Genomic DNA, 14,061 nt, shown 5'->3' with positions numbered 1-14,061 from the left:
GCCCCAGCCTGCATCACGCCTTGCCGCGCCGGCCGCGCGCAATTTCCTCTCCCGCATTCGCGGGCAAACGCATCGTCACCGGAATCGACGCCACAGAAAAGAGCCCGACCACGAGAAACGCGGGCCAGAAGTCGGACCAGACGATGGTCGGATGGCCTTGCACGCGATGCGAAATCTGCAGCACGAGGCCCGCAATCGTCACGCCGAGGCCGAGCGACACCTGCTGGATCACGCTTGCCACGCTCGTGGCGCGACCGATGTCGCGCGTTGGAATATCGGCATAGGCGAGCGAATTAAGGCCGGTAAATTGCAGCGAAGGAAAGATCCCGCCCGCGAGCACGATGACCCAGATGAGCCACACCGGCATGCCAGGCGAAAACGAGCCGCATATTGCGATGGCCGTTCCTGCGAGCACCGCGTTGACCATGAGCGTGCGGCGAAAGCCAAAGCGCCCGAGCACGCGCGAAACGATCGCTTTCATGAAGATCGAGCCGAACGCCGAAGCACACGTGATGGCACCTGAAGCGAACGCCGTCATGCCAAGCCCTTCCTGCAGCGTGAGCGGTAACAAAAAAGGCACGGCGCCGAGCCCGATGCGAAACAACGATCCGCCCGCCACGCTCGCGTTGAACGTGGGGATGCGCAGAAATTTCAGATCGAGCACGGGCCGCTCGACACGTTGCGCATACAACCAATAGGCGCCCAGCAGCAACGCGCCGATCACGCACATCGTGACCGCCGTGCCGGTGGCGACAAGCTCGCCGCCCACCAGCGAAAGGCCGAGCATGAAGAGCGACGCCCCACCCGCGGAGAGCACGAAACCCGCCCAGTCGAGCCGGCCCGGGTGCTCCTCGTGCATGTTCGCGATATGCCGGTTCGCGAGCCAGATGCCGAGCACGCCAATCGGAATGTTGATGAAGAAGATCAGCCGCCAATGCAGATACGTGGTGATGAACCCGCCAAGCGGCGGCCCCACGACCGGTCCGAGCAACGCGGGCACCGTGAGATAGTTGACCGCGCGAATGAAGTCCGATTTGGGCAGCGAGCGGAAGATGATGATGCGGCCCACCGGCACCATCATCGCGCCGCCAATGCCCTGCACGAAGCGGGCGGCCACGAACATCTCGAGCGACCTCGAAGCCGCGCACAGCAGCGACCCCGCCATGAAGATGCCAATGGCCGTGCGAAACACGTTGCGCGAGCCGAAGCGATCGGCCACCCAGCCGCAAATTGGAATGAACACGCCGAGGCCGATCACGTAGCTCGTGACGGCCAGCTTGAGTGTGATGGGGTCCTGGCCGAGATCGCGGGCCAGTGCGGGGAGCGAGGTGACGATGACCGTCCCGTCCACGTTCTCCATGAACATCGAGCACGCGACAATGAGCGGAACGATGAATGTGCCTAGGGCTAATGGCATGGGCAGGAACGACGATCAGCGTGGCTGATGGCGTAAAGCTGCCATTATGGCCCTTGTTGCGGAAAACGGGAACCCTGCAACAGATGAAGCGGCGCGCTTTTGCCGATGCGACACGATGCAATCACGCGCGCAAAAGCAAAAGCCGCGAAGCCCACCGCCGCTTTCAAGCGGCGACAGACCTCGCGGCCTAATCAGACATCAAGCGTCGAGCGTCGAGCAATCCGCGCCGATGCGCTTCAGACAGCCGTCTGCTTCACGCGGCTCACCACCGGACGCAGTTGCGGCAGCACCTGCTCCGCGGCGCGCGTCACGTCGTTGGGGAAGTCGATCTCGATCCACGGCGCGCCGGTCACGTCCGCGGTCTCGAACTCGCTGCCGCGTTCGAGCAGCAGGTCGCGCAGCGCTTCTTCGTGCGGCAGGTTCGCGCGGCCCGTATCGACATAGCCTTCGACGATCTGCGCAAAGCGGCGCGCCGTTGCTTCGTTCAGGCGGAAGAAACCCACCGACTCGCCGATCGTGTCGTATTGCAGACCGACCGCCAGTTGCTTGCGCAGTTCGACGGGCACGCCGTTGCGCAGGCACAGCTTCACGGGCTCGTCGCCGGCTTCGAAGTCGCGGTCGATCAGCAGACGGTTGGCCGACGCGTCCCCTGCCACGAGCGGCGCGAACACGCGCTCGTCGTAGAGCACGTCGGCGTCCATGAGCAGCACGTCGCCGCCGCGCGTGAGCGCCTCGGCCGTGCGATGCACCGTGAGCACGCTGCCCAGGTCGAAGCGCGGATTCATCACGACCTCGACCTTGTGCGGCCAGCTGATGCGCTTGAGTTCGGCCTCGACCAGCTCAGGCTGGAAACCGAGCGCGAGCACGACTTCCGTGACGCCCGCCTCTTCCAGGAATTGCAAATGGCGTTCGAGCAGCGTCACGCCCTCGAACTGCAGCAGACATTTCGGAAACTGATCTCCAGCCGGTTGCTGAAGGCGCAGGCCAAGGCCTGCCGCGAGAATGATGGCGCGCATGCGCAAACGTTCCTTGGGAGAAAAAAGGTCAATCGGCGACTTCGACAGCACAGACGCGCGAGGCGCGGCGGCGTTGCCAGCTACGTTCGCTGAAATGCAGATACAGCAGGCCCGGCAAGCCGAGCAGGATTTCGCGCGCGCGCTTGGCGAGCGAGAGCGCGAGCGCCGCCTCGGGCGGCAGGCCGACGAGCGGCGCGAGCAGCAGGTAACCGCCCTCTTGCACGCCCAGCGAGCCAGGAATGGCGAAAGCGGCACCGCGAATGGCCTGACCGATGCTCTCGAGCAGCAGCGCATCGATCCAGCCTACGGGATGGCCGAGAAAGCGCAGCGCGAGCCACACTTCCACCGTGCCCACGAGCCAGCCCGCGAGGCTCAGCGCGAAGCTGGCCGCCACGCGGCCACGCTCGGCGTAAAGCGACTTCACGGCCTCGTCGACAGCATCGGCGCGCGTGGCAAGCGCCGACCAGTCGCGCTTGCCGAATACCTTCGAAGCCAGACGCAGCAGGCGGCCGAACAGACCACGGCGCTGCGCGACGTAGAACAGCGCGATCAGGCCGCCAAGCACGGCGGTCGCGATCAGCGCCGCGACGCCGAGATCACGCGGCGCGCCGTTCGCGGCATAGGCCGAAAAAAGCACGATGCCGAATACGGCAAAGACGATCTGCGCCACGGCCTGCAGCGTCGTGCTCACGGTGATGGCCGCCGCCGCGTCGCGCATCGACATGCCGCGTTGGGCAAGCTGGCGCACCATCGCCACGGGGCCGCCGATCTGGCCGGCCGGCAACAGGCTGTTGACCGATTCGCCGGTCCAGCGCGCGAGCAGCGCATCACGCTGGTCGACGCGTGCGTCTTTGCCAAAAAGCACGGCGATCGCACCCGCGTCGAGCGCGAGCGGCACGACGTGGAACGCGGCAACGAGCACGAGCCCCCAGCCGGCGGCCGCGAGCGCGCCCGTGACCGAGCCGAGGCCCTGCCAGGCGAGCAGCGCAATGAAGAGTGCCGTGCCGACCGACAGCAGCAGGATGGCAGCACGGCTCACGCCTTGCCTCCAAACGCCTTGCGGAACACCTGGCGGAAACCGAAGTACGCAATGGCGTCCTTCATGTTCGAGATGAAACGCCGCCACGGCCGCATGTTCGGGTTCGTCACGTATTCGAGCGTGAGCGACACGCGCACTTCGCCTTCGAGGCTCGGCGTGACGCGATGGCGAAGCTTGTCGCCGTCGAACACGATGAGCGCGCCCGGCGGGTACTGCACCGAGCCCGGTTCGTCGGCCTTGTTCGAATCTTTCGTGTGCAGCTCGTAGTCGAGCTTGCAGGACGACTCGTCGATCACGCCGAGCAACACCGTATAGCGGCGGCCGTCGTAGTACGACGTGTCGTAATGCCAGCCGATATGGTCGCCGGCGCGCGTGTAGTAATACAGCGCGTACGCGTGCGGGTCGTCTTCGGGCGAAAGCTGCAGGCGGTCGCCCGTGATCTTTTCGAGCCACGCGATCAGTTGCGGCGAGCGGTAAAGCTCGGCGATATACGGCGCGAGGCGGTCGATCGTGTGACGGCTCACGCTGCCGCCCGCCTTGTGGCCCGGCAGATAGTTGCGGTTGACTTCGGGGAGCAGCGCGTTGGCCGCGTCGATCAGCTGTTGCGTGGCGTCGGCGGGCAGGAAATCGGAGAGATACAGGAACGAGCCCTGGCTCTCGTAGTCGGCGCGCAGGCGCGCGGTGTTCAACGGTTGCAGCGCGCGGCCGATCGCGCCGTCCGGCTCGCCGGCCGCAGCGCGTGTGGCGCGAGCCGAAACGGGGACGGGAGGCGCTACGACCGGTTCTTGTTCTGCTTGCAAGCTCATCTGCTGCTCCACACCTGAGGGGTTTCCTTGGCGGGGCGCTGTCGGCGCGTCACGCGCACGTAGTCGAGCACCACCCAGATGGCGAACAACGGCGCCCCGATCGAAGCCGCGATAATGAACGGCGACACCACGCCCGTCAGCGTGACAAGGGGTAGCAGATACAGCACGTCTTCAGTCTCGAAACCGCCGGCGAACGCCTGCTGCGTGCCCGCCTTGCCGGCCATTTCCTCGATGCGCATGCGCAGGAAAAAAATCACGGCGACTGCAACGCCCGCGATACCGCCGAGCACGGCCGGCGGCACACGCCATTCGGCGCCCGTGTGGCCGGCCACGGCGCCAAGGCCATAGCCCATGCCGAAGAACAGCAGGACGGTGACGAGCGCGTCCGCTGCGAGATCGTAGAAATGTCCGATACGGCTGGTTTTGCCGCTGATACGCGCCAGTTCGCCGTCGGTATGATCAACAAAATTCGACAATACGATCAGAAATGCGCCAATATTGACGTGCAGAAAGCCGCCGCGCGCCAGATAGAACCCGCCGGCAACGCCAATCAGCAGTCGCAGCGTGGTCAGGTGATTCGGGGTAACGCGCGTGGGTACGAGCGGAGTGACGAGCCAACGCGCCGCGCGAGCATCCCACGTGCGCGGTAGTGGCACCTCTCGCGGAGCCGTTTTTGCAGGTTTATCTTTTTCGGTCATAACCGCGCAATATATACGCCTTCCAGAAAACTTGCAGGTATTCCGACGTTCGCGCCACATTAACTTTTCGTTTTGTAAGCCAAAGCGCCAGATCGGCCCGGCCAGGTCGGCCCGGCCAGGTTGGCTCGCGCAGCGCCGCAAGCGAGATCTCCCGAACACGCGTAGAGTGCAACCCTTTCGCGCCAGCCCGGGCGTTGTGCGCCTGCCGCATCCGGCCCCGCGCACGCACTTTCGCCAACCATGCAATGAAACGCTTTACGTTTGCCGCCCTTTTTCTCGCTGCGCTGACGCTTCTCGCCGGCACCGCCCGCGCCGCTGTCATCGATGATTCACTGACCTGCAGCGAGTCCGCCCACGACTTCATCTCGGGACTGATCACGCAAAACCTGATCGATCCGAAACCCATGAAGGTCGAAAGCAATTCGATCAACGCGTTCTGGCCCGCGCACGGCCAGCACATGACCGCCTACGGTTTCAGTGTGTTCGCCGTGGTGGGTTTCCAGAAAGACGACCCGCTCTTCAAGACCGGCAACGGCAAGCCCATCGCCCCTTCCGCCTACGGGGCCGTCGTGGTTGGCACCCAGGCCAAGGTGCAGGCGGCGCTCGCGGCGGCAGGCAATACCGCCATCGTCCACCATGCGGGGCCGCTATTGACCGCGATCTTCTGCCAGCAGGACTGAGCGGGCAGCCTCCGATAGTTACTCGATACGCCCGAAGCCGCCTTCAGCCCAGGCCTCGGCGCGCGCCTTCGTCAGCTTGAAATTCGGCGCGACGCGCGCCTGCGCGAGTTGCTCGCCAAACGCGTCGATCGCGCTGACGAGCGCATAAGGCTCGTACTCGTCGGGAACGATATCGAGCGTCACGTCCACATCGCCATCAGCGGTCTGCACGCTCACGCGCTTGTGCAGCAGCGCGCGCAATTGCTGCTCGTGCCTGCGCAATACCTCGGAAGCGGTCTTCACGAGTGTGTTGAATGCCGACGTGTCGAGCGGCTTGGGATTCTTCTTGTCACGGCCCATGGTCCAGGGCCCGACGAGCGCAGGCTCCGGCTCGCCGTCCTTGATCATTTCGACGGCCCAGCCATCGTCGTCCTCATTCTTGATCACGCGCGCGGTCCAGCCGTCCTTGCGCCACAGGCGCGCTTCCTGGATCACCTCGGCCTCGGCGGCGGTGTCGTCGGCGGGGAAATCGGGTTCGGCTGCGGGAGAGGAATCGGTCATGGCGGGGCTTTCATCGGGTTCTGCGCGGGACTTGCCCGTCGCGGGGCAAGGGCAGGATTCTACCCGCATCGCGCCGCGCGTCGAACGCCAAGTCTTCCCCGTGCAAAGTTCCGATTATCCCGCCACCGAAGCAGAATATCTGCCGCGATTTTAATCATTCCGCTTTCCGCAACGCACCATTCCGTTGCGCGCATTAATTGAAAATGATTTTCCGCAGGCAAAAAAAACGCGGCCCGAGAGCCGCGCAAAACAGATGAAAAAAGACCACCCTTGGTCGAGGGCTGAAGAAATTGTAGCGCCGCGCGATGCATGTGTTCAGCCCAGGATCTGGAACAGTACCTTTCACCAAACGACGAGAATCACGCTTGAAAAAGAAGTGCATTCGCGCTAAGCCCGCTCCTGCGCGGCTTTGCCGCATCGTCGCAAATGCGCAACGGATTATTCCCGAGGATCATTTTGCCGCACCGAATAACCGTTTTGTAAATCTCTTTAAATGCAACGACTTACGACGATTAATGCCATTCGAGAAATGAGGTGAATGCATTGTTGCGTCAATCCATGCAAATACTCCGATTACCAGACCTACACTTCGTTGCGAATCAACCGGGCACGAAATCGATTTTCAGAATATTCGGCCTTTGATTTCCCAGGTTCTGACCGGAGAAAAACATGAAAAAAGCACTCATTCTTGCAGGCGTCCTCAGCGCCTTCGCCATCAGCGCCCATGCGCAAAGCAGCGTCACCCTTTACGGCTCCCTCGACGCCGGCATCGTCTACGCGAATAACGCAGGCGGCCACAGCCTTTGGGCTCAGGGCAGCGGCGCTCTCTCCAACAACTACTTCGGCTTTCGCGGCGCCGAAGATCTGGGCGGCGGCCTGAAGGCGATCTTCACCCTGGAAAGCGGCTTCAATCTCAATAACGGCGGCTACAAGAACGGCGACAACGGTTTCAACCGCCAGGCCTACGTCGGCCTGAAGAGCGACCAGTTCGGCACGCTCACGCTCGGCCGGCAATACGACGCGATGGTCGATTACCTCTCGCCGCTCTCGGAAGCCGGCGCGGGCTTCGGCAACAACCTCGCGGGCCACCCGTTCGACAACGACAACCTCGCGCAGAGCGATTCGATCAAGAACTCGGTCAAGTACGCCAGCGCCAATTACGCGGGCTTCCAGTTCGGCGGCCTGTACGGCTTCAGCAACGACGCAAACGGCTTTGCGAATGGCCGCGCATGGAGCGTCGGCGCGTCGTACGGCAACGGCCCGCTGAACTTCGCAGCCGCCTATTCGCAGCAAAACAACTCGGGCGGCCTGGGCGCGGCGAACAGCGCGGCTTCTGCTGACCAGAACATCTCGGCACGGCTGCAGCGCTCGTTCGGCGCGGGCGTGAACTACGCCTACGGCCCGGCACAGGTTGGCTTCGTGTGGACGCACTCGCAAATCGACGGCATGCAGAGTCTCTCGAGTGGCGGCAGCGCGCCGCTGCCGGGCCTCTCCGGCCTGAACCTGCACGTCGACAACTATGAGATCAACGGCGCTTACCATCTGACGCCCGCACTCGCGTTCGTCGGCTCCTACACGTTCACCGACGGCACGGTCACGGGCAACGGCAACAACAACAGCCCGAAGTGGCACACCGTCGTGCTTGGCACCGACTACTCGTTGAGCAAGCGCACGGACGTCTATCTCGCCGGCGTCTACCAGCACGCTTCGGGCTCGCTCGGCTACAACGCCGACGGCTCGGGCATCGCGAACGTGGCTGCGATCAATACGCTCTCGCCTTCCTCGACGAACAACCAGGTGGCCGCAACGGTCGGTTTGCGCCACCGCTTCTGATCGCCGGGATTCGGTCAAACGCGGCGCGACCCGCCGCGCTGCCCTTCCTTCGCGAAACGCACATGCGCCACAAGCGCATGTGTTTTTTTTCTTGCTTGTTGTTGCATCTTTTTACGTCTGCGTGGACCTTGATTCAGATCAGGGTGCGTATACTCATTGGCATAATCCGCTGCTTCGATCCTGTCATGCCGCTTATGAAAACGCTCACGCTACGACTTCTTGCCGCTACCCCGCTCGCATTCATCGCCGCTTGCGGTTCGACACCGCCGTCCGGCACGGCCTCCAACGGCGAACCAATGATCTATGCTTCGTCGGCGCGTTCGGCGTCGTCGATCGCGAGTTGCCTCGAAGGCCGCTTGCCGCACGTTCACGCTTCGCGAGACGGCACGACAACCGAGCTGAGCGTGGGCTCGCGCTCGGATGCATCGTACTTCGTCACGCTCACGCCGAACGGCCACGGCTCGGTCATTCGCGTAACGCATGGCGCTTCCGCGTCGAATGATCCGCCTGAAGAAGAACTGCGCTTCGACGTAGCGCGCTGCACGACCTGACGCGCAAGTAGCAGGCGCGGGCACCGCCCGCGCCGCACGACGTACCGCGTGTCGCCTGCATGTCATCCGCGTTTCACCCCTGTCATAACGGCGACACATCTGCGAAGATTGCGCCCCCTTCGACTTCGCAATACACCGCTTCATGGCATCAGGCACCGCACATCACGCCACGGGTTGGGCCGCCGGCGTCATCGCCGCCGCAATCGTCACGCATCAGGGCGCCGATAGCGCCTGGCATCTTTACGCTGCGCTCGCATTCGCGGCCGGTGTCGCGGGCGGTTCGGCTCCCGACTGGCTGGAAGTCGCCTGGTGGCGCAAGAAGCGACGCCTCTGGATCACGCATCGCACGCTCACGCACTGGGGCATTGGCTGGATTGCATTGCTCGTATGGTCGTATCACAAGCTCGGGCACATGCCGCTCGCAGCGCCCGCGTTCGGCTTCGCTTGCGGCGGCATGATCCACCTGTTCGCTGACTGGCCCAATCCGCTCGGTGTGCCGTGGATCTATCAGCGGCACTCGTTGAACTGGTGGCGCAGCGGAAGTTGCGACCTGATCGTCGTCGCCGCATCGTGGATTGCCGCGTGGTTTTTCGCTGTGCATGGCGTGCCGCACGACTGGTCGCTCGCGCCGTTGCGCCGGCTCGTTTAATTGATCAGGTTTCCCAGGTAATCGCCGCGAACGCACAATCGCATTCGCGATTGAGTCACGCCGATGTGCTATTCGGCACCAGGTTTATTAACGAGTGAATACCGGCGGAAATGAAAAACGGCGTCCCGTTTAAAGGACGCCGCCCCCTAAATCGCTTCACGCGGTATTCAGGCGTTCTCTTCGCACTCCGCGCGGCCCATGCGGTAGCCGACGATCAGCCCGGCGTCATACGCCGACTCCAGCGCGCGGCCAATGTCCTCCACGCTCACGAGGTGGACGTCGGCCGTCGGCTTCCCGGTCAGCTCGAAACTTTCGATCCCAAGCGTTCTTCGCGAGATGGCTAGCAACAATTCGAGTCGTTCGTCATGCATTTTGCTCTCTCCACTTGATCTACATCATCTGATTACAATGATAAATATCAATTTCCGTGTGAGCCGCGACGCATGGACGCATTTTGAAGTGCCACTCTAATATCAAACTCAATAAATCTTTAAAATTTGTCAAATTAGCGGCGGATTAAGTTTTAAAAATCTTTAAATCGAGTTGTTTTAATTCATAATTAATTAGGGCATTAATGGGCGACGGGCTAGCGTCTGCCGCCCACCGGCGCCGAGGCTCCGGCCGGACCGTGCGATGCAGACATGGCTTTCACGCGGGCAAGCGTTTGATATGATCGGTAACACATTGCGCGGCCCAACCAGGGCTTTTCGTCAGTTTCCGAACGCAGCCCATGGACTCCACGCTCACCCCATCCGCCAGCACGGCGACCACCGACCTCGGCCGCCGCGTGCGTGCCGCTCGGGTCGCCCAGGACCTTACACTCGATTCGGCCAGCCGCCTGTGCGGCGTCTCACGCTCGACCTTGTCGAAGGTCGAAAACGGGCTGATGTCGCCCACCTTCGACGTGCTGCAAAAGATCGTTGGCGGGCTCAGGATCGACCTGGCCGAGCTGTTCGGTACCCCGCCCAAGCTCAATGCCGGCGGCCGCCGCGCGCTCACGCGCAACGGCGCCGGCCAGCGCCACGCCTATCGCGGCTATCAAATGGAATTGCTCGCCACCGATCTCGCACACAAGGCGATGCTGCCGTTTCGCATCCGCATCACCGCGCATTCGCTCGACGCATTCGACGACTGGGGCCGCCACGAAGGCGAAGAGTTTCTGTATGTGATCAGCGGCAGCGTGTGCCTGTATTCGGAGCTTTACGCACCCACCTACCTCGAGACCGGCGACAGCCTCTACTTCGACAGCCGCACCGGCCACGCAGCCATTTCGACGAGCGCGGAAGACGCCGAAGTGCTGTGGATGGCCACGAGCGCGCGCCTGCCCGGTGTCGCGCCGGAAGCATCGGCTACGTCGAAGCCGCGCGCCAAGGCGAAGCTCTCTACCGGCTGAATCTGGCGCGGTTTCGCGTCTGCAGGAACAGGAAGCCTCAACGTTTCGCGCCGGGTGAATCCTTGTCAGCGGAAGCGTTCGCGGCACGCGCACGCCGCTTGCGCGGCGCGGCGGAGCCATCCGGCCGCGCTTCACGCTCGCGCGCCGCGCGCCGAACGGCCTCGATCAACGCGCGACCGGCAGGCGTAGGCTGCGTATCGGTCCGCTGAATCACACCTACCGGCTCTTCGCCGCCAGCCGCAGGCAACGGCAGCTGCACCAGCGTGCCGCGCCGCAGGTCGTATTCGACGGCGCCGGCGGGCACGAACCACACCGCGTCGTTCTGGAGCGCAAGCGCGCGCCCCACCGAAACCGAAAGCAACTCGACGAACGCGGACAGCGGCGGCGCGCCCCACGCCGCGAGCAGGCTATCCGCCGCCTGGCGGATCAACGTGCCGAACGGCGGCATCACGAGCGGAAACGATGCGAGTTGCGCCGGCAGGCCCGCCCCCTGCGCAAGCGGGTGCCCCGCGCGCACCACTACGGCGAGCGGCTCGTTATACAACTGCTCGAAGCTCAGGCCCACCATCCGTTCGGGGTCGGCAAGCCGCCCCACCGCAAAGCTGATCGCCCCCGTCTTCAACCGCTCGAGCAGTTCGGTGTTGGCTCCCGTCACGAGCCGCACGCTCACGCGCGGCCATTCCTCGCCGAAATGTCGCAACGCGCCGGGCAGCAGCGCCGTCGCCACCGTCGGCAGCACGCCGATATCGAGCGTCGCGGTCACCGCGCCCTCGTCGCGCGCAAGCAGAGCCACGCCCTGGCGCAGCGCGCTCACGCAGGCGCTCGCGTGCGGCATGAAAAGCTGCCCCTCGCGCGTGGGCACGGCGCCGTGGCGGCCGCGCTCGAACAGCTTCACACCCAGCACCAGCTCCAGCTCGGCGATCGTCTTCGACACGGCAGGCTGCGTGACCGAAAGACTCTCGGCGGCCTGCTGCACGCTGCCCATCTGGGCCACGGCAAGGAAACACTGTAGATGGCGGAATTTGACGCGTCCGTCCGCGAGCCGGTTTTGCATAACGGTTCGTTATACGAGATGCGAAAAAACATCATTTTGCATAACTTTTCGCTTTGGATAAAGTGCATGCATCGGCTCGCCGCGCCAACCGCTTCCGGCGGCGAGTCCTTCCCCCAATAATCCACTCCAGGAGACACCCCATGGACGAGTCCATCCTGTCGCCGCGCGACTTCGACTCGCATCCCGCGTATGTTTATCCGCCGTATCGTTCGTCGGTCAAACGCGGCCCCACGCTCCCGCTCATTCCCCTGAAGGAAAAGCTGCGCAACCAGCATGCGCCCGTGTACGGCACCGACGACCTCGGCGCGCTCGATCACGATCTCACGCGCAACGCCGCGAAAAACGGTGCGCCGCTCGGCGAGCGCATCATCGTGACGGGCCGCGTGCTCGACGAAGGCGGCAAGCCGGTGCGCAACACGCTCGTGGAAATCTGGCAGGCCAACGCTGCCGGCCGCTATGTGCACAAGCAGGACCAGCACGACGCGCCGCTCGACCCCAACTTCCTCGGCGCAGGCCGTGCGATCACCGATAACGACGGCCGCTATCGCTTCCTGACGATCAAGCCGGGCGCGTATCCCTGGGGCAATCACCCGAACGCGTGGCGACCGAATCACATCCACTTCTCGCTGTTCGGCGACTACTTCGGCTCGCGTCTCGTCACGCAGATGTATTTCCCCGGCGACCCGCTGCTCGCGTTCGACCCGATCTATCAGGGCACGCCCGAGGACGCACGCGAACGCATGATTTCGCGCTTCTCGCTCGACACCACCGAAGAAGGCTTCGCACTCGGCTACGAATTCGACATCGTGCTGCGCGGCCCGAACCAAACCCCTACGGAGCGTTGAACCATGGCACTCAAGGAAACGCCTTCGCAAACCGTCGGCCCGTACTTCGCCTACGGCCTGTGTCCGCAGCAATACGACTTCGATCTGAAGAGCCTCTTCACCGCCGACGTCGTCGGGCCTGAAACGCCGGGCGAGCACATCACGCTGATGGGCCGCGTGATCGACGGCGACGGCAACGCCGTGTTCGACGCAATGCTCGAGTTTTCGCAGGTCGACGCAAACGGCCACTATCCGGCTTCGCGCGAGGAAATCGCGAAAGACGGCTTCCGCGGTTTTGCGCGCGTGGGCACCGGCACGGATGCGCACCGCCGCTTCGTCGTGCACACCGTGAAACCGGGCGTCGAGAACGCCGGCGAAGCGCCGCATCTGAATGTGATCGTGATGATGCGCGGGATGCTCACGCACACCTTCACGCGCATCTACTTCGAAGACGAAGCCGCCGCCAACGCCACGGACCCAGTGCTCTCAGCCGTACCGGCGGCGCGCCGCGACACGCTCATCGCGCGCCGCAGCGAGCAGGCCGGCAGCATCGTCTACACGTTCGACATCCGCATGCAGGGCGAACAGGAAACGGTGTTCTTCGATCTGTAATGCATCGACGGATAGACGCGCCGAATCGCGCGGACTTTCACGGGGCTTTCACGAACTGGCCCTATGATCGTGCCGCTGCGATCTGATCGCGGAACTCCGAGCTGTACCTTGCGAAGCCTGCCATGCGCAGGCTTCTTTTTTTGCAGCGCGTGTGCGGTCTGCGGCGCGCTCAGCCGAGTGGCCGCACGCCAATCAGCACGCCGTGTAGCCAGAAGGCGAACACGGCCCAGGCCACGAGCCCGACCACGACGACGATAACATCGCGCGACGCCTGCCCGTCGGGATAGACGACACCGGCCTCGCGATCGCGGCGATTCTCTCCTCTAAGCTCGAACAGCGCCCAGACGAGGAAAACCGCGAAGAGAATGATGGCGTTGAGCGTGCCGTTGGCGAGCAGATGCGCGAACGCCCAAAGTGCAACACCGCTCACGAAGGGCTGGCCGAGCGCGCGCTTGAAGTGATTGCCCGGCACATAGGCCGCGACGATCATGATGAAGGCAATGGCGGTGAGAAGCGCCGCAACGTGGGCCATCCAGAACGGCGGCAGCCAGATCGGCACGGGGTAGCGGCGTGACAGCCCGTAGCCATACACGATCAGCACGAAACCCAGAATGGAGAGCAGCGCGAACGCGCCTCGCCAGGCACGCGGACCGAAATGCTCGATCTGCGCGGCGCGCCAGGGCGCCGCCATGATGCGGATCGAATGGACGCCAATGAAAATCACGAGGCCCAGCACGAGTATCGCCATGACAACCTCCCTGCCGCAGCAAGAACGGAATGGGCGAGATTGTCGCGCAGGTTGATCGCGTGGCCAACCCGAGTTTTCAAAAAAACTGACTAATTACGCGCGTGCAAATGCCAACAAAAACAATGCCTAAACCGGCGCTGCACATTAGCGGGCGCAATTAATCCCCGGCTCGCACCGAAAGGCAATTTAAAACTATGCTGA

General features: G+C 63.5%; 16 protein-coding genes. 7 read left to right on the top strand and 9 right to left on the bottom strand.

The window, feature by feature from the left end; genetic code table 11:
* Positions 1 to 13: 13 nt before the first annotated feature.
* The 5 genes from U5A57_RS11295 to U5A57_RS11275 all read right to left on the bottom strand — a co-directional run bounded on the left by U5A57_RS11295 (position 14) and on the right by U5A57_RS11275 (position 4,976).
* Positions 14 to 1,417: an MFS transporter gene (locus U5A57_RS11295; protein ID WP_321910821.1), complete on the bottom strand. Its 1,404-nt coding sequence runs from the start codon at positions 1,415 to 1,417 to the stop codon at positions 14 to 16.
* Between the two features lie 236 nt (positions 1,418 to 1,653).
* Positions 1,654 to 2,433, bottom strand: a complete 780-nt coding sequence (locus U5A57_RS11290) for a phosphocholine cytidylyltransferase family protein (RefSeq protein ID WP_321910819.1) — start codon at positions 2,431 to 2,433, stop codon at positions 1,654 to 1,656.
* 28 nt (positions 2,434 to 2,461) lie between these two features.
* A complete protein-coding gene (locus U5A57_RS11285; protein WP_321910816.1) occupies positions 2,462 to 3,472 on the bottom strand; it encodes a flippase-like domain-containing protein in 1,011 nt (336 codons plus the stop codon).
* Positions 3,469 to 4,278 (bottom strand): 2OG-Fe(II) oxygenase, encoded by an 810-nt coding sequence (locus U5A57_RS11280; protein WP_321910814.1) that lies wholly within the window; start codon positions 4,276 to 4,278, stop codon positions 3,469 to 3,471. The genes U5A57_RS11285 and U5A57_RS11280 overlap by 4 nt, the downstream gene beginning before the upstream one ends.
* On the bottom strand, positions 4,275 to 4,976 hold the full coding sequence (locus tag U5A57_RS11275) for a CDP-alcohol phosphatidyltransferase family protein (RefSeq protein WP_321910881.1): 702 nt from the start codon (positions 4,974 to 4,976) through the stop codon (positions 4,275 to 4,277). Before U5A57_RS11275 ends, U5A57_RS11280 begins: the two co-directional genes overlap by 4 nt.
* Positions 4,977 to 5,221: 245 nt before the next feature.
* Between U5A57_RS11275 and U5A57_RS11270 the strand changes: the two genes are divergently transcribed.
* Positions 5,222 to 5,656: a hypothetical protein gene (locus U5A57_RS11270; RefSeq protein WP_321910812.1), complete on the top strand. Its 435-nt coding sequence runs from the start codon at positions 5,222 to 5,224 to the stop codon at positions 5,654 to 5,656.
* An 18-nt stretch (positions 5,657 to 5,674) separates the two neighbouring features.
* On the opposite strand, the gene U5A57_RS11265 is transcribed toward U5A57_RS11270, so the two are convergent.
* Positions 5,675 to 6,196: a hypothetical protein gene (locus tag U5A57_RS11265; RefSeq protein WP_321910810.1), complete on the bottom strand. Its 522-nt coding sequence runs from the start codon at positions 6,194 to 6,196 to the stop codon at positions 5,675 to 5,677.
* Between the two features lie 669 nt (positions 6,197 to 6,865).
* On the opposite strand from U5A57_RS11265, the gene U5A57_RS11260 reads away from it, so the two are divergent.
* From U5A57_RS11260 to U5A57_RS11250, 3 genes are all read left to right on the top strand, one after another.
* The gene (locus tag U5A57_RS11260; RefSeq protein WP_321910809.1) at positions 6,866 to 8,029 is read left to right on the top strand and encodes a porin; all 1,164 of its coding nucleotides are present in this window, start codon (positions 6,866 to 6,868) and stop codon (positions 8,027 to 8,029) included.
* Positions 8,030 to 8,214: 185 nt separating this feature from the next.
* Positions 8,215 to 8,580 (top strand): sugar ABC transporter ATPase, encoded by a 366-nt coding sequence (locus tag U5A57_RS11255; protein ID WP_321910808.1) that lies wholly within the window; start codon positions 8,215 to 8,217, stop codon positions 8,578 to 8,580.
* Between the two features lie 142 nt (positions 8,581 to 8,722).
* Complete coding sequence (locus U5A57_RS11250) at positions 8,723 to 9,229, top strand: metal-dependent hydrolase (protein ID WP_321910807.1); 507 nt, start codon at positions 8,723 to 8,725, stop codon at positions 9,227 to 9,229.
* Between the two features lie 167 nt (positions 9,230 to 9,396).
* Here the strand turns inward: U5A57_RS11250 and U5A57_RS11245 are convergent, their stop codons facing one another.
* Positions 9,397 to 9,600, bottom strand: a complete 204-nt coding sequence (locus U5A57_RS11245; RefSeq protein WP_321910806.1) for a DUF6900 domain-containing protein — start codon at positions 9,598 to 9,600, stop codon at positions 9,397 to 9,399.
* Between the two features lie 359 nt (positions 9,601 to 9,959).
* Between U5A57_RS11245 and U5A57_RS11240 the strand changes: the two genes are divergently transcribed.
* Positions 9,960 to 10,622 (top strand): XRE family transcriptional regulator, encoded by a 663-nt coding sequence (locus U5A57_RS11240; protein WP_321910805.1) that lies wholly within the window; start codon positions 9,960 to 9,962, stop codon positions 10,620 to 10,622.
* Positions 10,623 to 10,659: 37 nt separating this feature from the next.
* Here U5A57_RS11240 and pcaQ read toward each other — a convergent pair whose 3' ends face one another.
* Positions 10,660 to 11,676: a pca operon transcription factor PcaQ gene (gene pcaQ, locus U5A57_RS11235; RefSeq protein WP_321910804.1), complete on the bottom strand. Its 1,017-nt coding sequence runs from the start codon at positions 11,674 to 11,676 to the stop codon at positions 10,660 to 10,662.
* A 140-nt stretch (positions 11,677 to 11,816) separates the two neighbouring features.
* Here pcaQ and pcaH point away from each other — a divergent pair, with 140 nt between their 5' ends.
* Together pcaH and pcaG are read left to right on the top strand one after the other, a co-directional pair.
* Positions 11,817 to 12,521, top strand: a complete 705-nt coding sequence (gene pcaH, locus U5A57_RS11230) for a protocatechuate 3,4-dioxygenase subunit beta (protein WP_112177053.1) — start codon at positions 11,817 to 11,819, stop codon at positions 12,519 to 12,521.
* Positions 12,522 to 12,524: 3 nt separating this feature from the next.
* Entirely contained in the window at positions 12,525 to 13,112 is a 588-nt protein-coding gene (pcaG, locus tag U5A57_RS11225; RefSeq protein WP_321910799.1) for a protocatechuate 3,4-dioxygenase subunit alpha, read from the top strand.
* 169 nt (positions 13,113 to 13,281) lie between these two features.
* Here pcaG and U5A57_RS11220 read toward each other — a convergent pair whose 3' ends face one another.
* The gene (locus tag U5A57_RS11220) at positions 13,282 to 13,860 is read right to left on the bottom strand and encodes an NnrU family protein (protein WP_321910796.1); all 579 of its coding nucleotides are present in this window, start codon (positions 13,858 to 13,860) and stop codon (positions 13,282 to 13,284) included.
* Positions 13,861 to 14,061 lie beyond the last annotated feature (201 nt).

Origin of the sequence: Paraburkholderia sp. J11-2 (genome assembly GCF_905220185.1) — a bacterium.
In the GTDB taxonomy this organism is placed as follows: Bacteria; Pseudomonadota; Gammaproteobacteria; order Burkholderiales; family Burkholderiaceae; genus Paraburkholderia.
The sequence above is the reverse complement of the archived record's forward strand: the minus strand, read 5'-3'. Positions and strand labels throughout refer to the sequence as shown.

Bases quoted from the DNA above. Each gene is read 5' to 3' on its own strand.
- U5A57_RS11295 (WP_321910821.1), bottom strand. From the start codon at position 1,417: ATGCCATTAGCCCTAGGCACATTCATCGTTCCGCTCATTGTCGCGTGC.
- U5A57_RS11290 (WP_321910819.1), bottom strand. From the start codon at position 2,433: ATGCGCGCCATCATTCTCGCGGCAGGCCTTGGCCTGCGCCTTCAGCAA.
- U5A57_RS11280 (WP_321910814.1), bottom strand. From the start codon at position 4,278: ATGAGCTTGCAAGCAGAACAAGAACCGGTCGTAGCGCCTCCCGTCCCC.
- U5A57_RS11275 (WP_321910881.1), bottom strand. From the start codon at position 4,976: ATGACCGAAAAAGATAAACCTGCAAAAACGGCTCCGCGAGAGGTGCCA.
- U5A57_RS11270 (WP_321910812.1), top strand. From the start codon at position 5,222: ATGAAACGCTTTACGTTTGCCGCCCTTTTTCTCGCTGCGCTGACGCTT.
- U5A57_RS11265 (WP_321910810.1), bottom strand. From the start codon at position 6,196: ATGACCGATTCCTCTCCCGCAGCCGAACCCGATTTCCCCGCCGACGAC.
- U5A57_RS11260 (WP_321910809.1), top strand. From the start codon at position 6,866: ATGAAAAAAGCACTCATTCTTGCAGGCGTCCTCAGCGCCTTCGCCATC.
- U5A57_RS11255 (WP_321910808.1), top strand. From the start codon at position 8,215: ATGCCGCTTATGAAAACGCTCACGCTACGACTTCTTGCCGCTACCCCG.
- U5A57_RS11250 (WP_321910807.1), top strand. From the start codon at position 8,723: ATGGCATCAGGCACCGCACATCACGCCACGGGTTGGGCCGCCGGCGTC.
- U5A57_RS11245 (WP_321910806.1), bottom strand. From the start codon at position 9,600: ATGCATGACGAACGACTCGAATTGTTGCTAGCCATCTCGCGAAGAACG.
- U5A57_RS11240 (WP_321910805.1), top strand. From the start codon at position 9,960: ATGGACTCCACGCTCACCCCATCCGCCAGCACGGCGACCACCGACCTC.
- pcaQ (WP_321910804.1), bottom strand. From the start codon at position 11,676: ATGCAAAACCGGCTCGCGGACGGACGCGTCAAATTCCGCCATCTACAG.
- pcaH (WP_112177053.1), top strand. From the start codon at position 11,817: ATGGACGAGTCCATCCTGTCGCCGCGCGACTTCGACTCGCATCCCGCG.
- pcaG (WP_321910799.1), top strand. From the start codon at position 12,525: ATGGCACTCAAGGAAACGCCTTCGCAAACCGTCGGCCCGTACTTCGCC.
- U5A57_RS11220 (WP_321910796.1), bottom strand. From the start codon at position 13,860: ATGGCGATACTCGTGCTGGGCCTCGTGATTTTCATTGGCGTCCATTCG.